The organism is Oscillatoria sp. HE19RPO (assembly GCF_024220515.1).
Classification (GTDB): Bacteria; Cyanobacteriota; Cyanobacteriia; order Cyanobacteriales; family Laspinemataceae; genus Laspinema.
The window spans coordinates 1-1,662 of record NZ_JAMXOT010000313.1 but is presented as its reverse complement, the minus strand read 5'-3'; the positions used below and the strand labels follow the sequence as shown (position 1 = coordinate 1,662).

At 42.7% G+C, this 1,662-nt stretch carries 2 protein-coding genes; both read right to left on the bottom strand.

The window, feature by feature from the left end:
* Window positions 1–428: endo-1,4-beta-xylanase (locus NG833_RS24680; protein WP_254567927.1), on the bottom strand; the 428-nt coding region annotated here is incomplete at its 3' end.
* Window positions 429–577: 149 nt separating this feature from the next.
* A complete protein-coding gene (locus NG833_RS24675; RefSeq protein WP_254567926.1) occupies window positions 578–1,174 on the bottom strand; it encodes a hypothetical protein in 597 nt (198 codons plus the stop codon).
* Window positions 1,175–1,662: the final 488 nt, after the last annotated feature.

Here is a 1,662-nt window from a genome sequence, read left to right as displayed (position 1 = left end):
CCTAAATGATAGCTCAAAATAGTTTCTCTTAAATATCCTTTGTCGTCAAAAGCTTCCCCACAAACATCCCAATCAATGATTTCTGGATAGCGCTGCATCGTTTCAAAGATGTAACTTTTCAGCATTCGCGAAAATTGATAACCTTCCATATCCCTCACCCAGTCTGGGATTGAGCGCGCCCAAATCATCATGTGCCCTCTGACAGTGAGAAGGTTTTGGGTAGCAAAATTTACAATCCAATCACTCTGTTTAAAATCCCAGCTATCAGGAGATTTACCCACTCGTCCTAATTTCAAAGAGTTAGAAGGGGTGAGCTGGTTAAAGTTTTGCGTTACTAATTCCTGAAGTTTTTCCTGTGCTAAGAGGTGAAAGTAATCCTCTGCGGTTCCCAGGAATAAATTGGAGGGAATCAAATATTTTAGGCTCACGATATTTAGAGGGCTGCAAGACGAGAACAAAGGATTAAAAAGCGCTTTTCTTCTCGTTATCAGGGTATCGATAGAAGAAGAAAAGCGCTTTAATAGTTGTGGTGACAGTTTGAATAAAATCAGCGCATCTATCCTCTGGCGACGATGGGTTAAGGTGCTGGAGCCGCTGCGCCCATTTGTGCCACTGTATGAACATCGGTATTAAGTTCCGGAAATGCCGGTTCAGAGATTAAGGGAGTTCTCCAAATGTATTTCCGGTCCCAGGGGGTTACTAATCCCATAATCTGTTCAGTTATCTCTGGTTTTATGGCGCCTTTCCCATTGGCACCAGTTCCACTAATTAGCCATGAGCGCAGTTCGGCAACTCCAATTGTCCGACTCAAACTAATAGAAAATGAATTGCGTTGAATAACTTGGTTCGTAACCCCTGCGACACCGGTTTTGTAATATTTCACCGGAATACCCGTTCCGGGAATTAGTAGAATCTTGTATTGATAACTTCCGCGTTGTCCCCGCAAGGCGAACATTCTTTTCTCATTGGTTTGAGCCGGATTTGCAGGTTCTGATTTTCCAAAAGTCCCAATACGGGGATTTGCAATCGTCAGCCCTAGCCATGCTGCAATACAGTCTTTGATGAAGCATCGCTCGTTCCCCTCTGGCGTTGGGTTTTGTGCCGTTTTGTCTAGAGCAATTCCGGTTTCTGCTTCGATATAATAACCGGGTAAAGGTCCTGGGGTTAAAACCATAAAATTTGCTTTGTTTTTGAAGTTTGTTTGCAGAAAAAATGCTTATCGGAATCAACAAGTCTGACACCAATAAGTTTTTTAGAAGCCTATCAAAAGCCTCTTTGGAGCCTATCGGAAGCCTATCGAAAGCCTATCGGAAGCCTATCGTGAGCTTACCCTGAGCCTATCGTGACCCTATCGTGAGCTTACCCTGAGCCTCACGAAAGCATCACAAGAGCATCACGAAAGCATCACAAGAGCATCACAGAAGCATCACAATAGCGGCTTGAATATCATCGCTAGATAGTAGGCTTATCGGCTCCTTATCACTATATCGGTAAAATTGCATAAAAACAGGATAAACGGTTCTTAAACCGTCCATCGCACCTTAAGGTACGATTATTTTTTTTAATTATTTCCGTATGCAACGACCCAATCAGGTACAGTCTTTCTAGCACCCGTGGAAAAATATTTCCCATATTTAGGATAGACGGTAATTTCTTTAAAAT

Bases quoted from the DNA above. Each gene is read 5' to 3' on its own strand.
- NG833_RS24675 (WP_254567926.1), bottom strand. From the start codon at position 1,174: ATGGTTTTAACCCCAGGACCTTTACCCGGTTATTATATCGAAGCAGAA.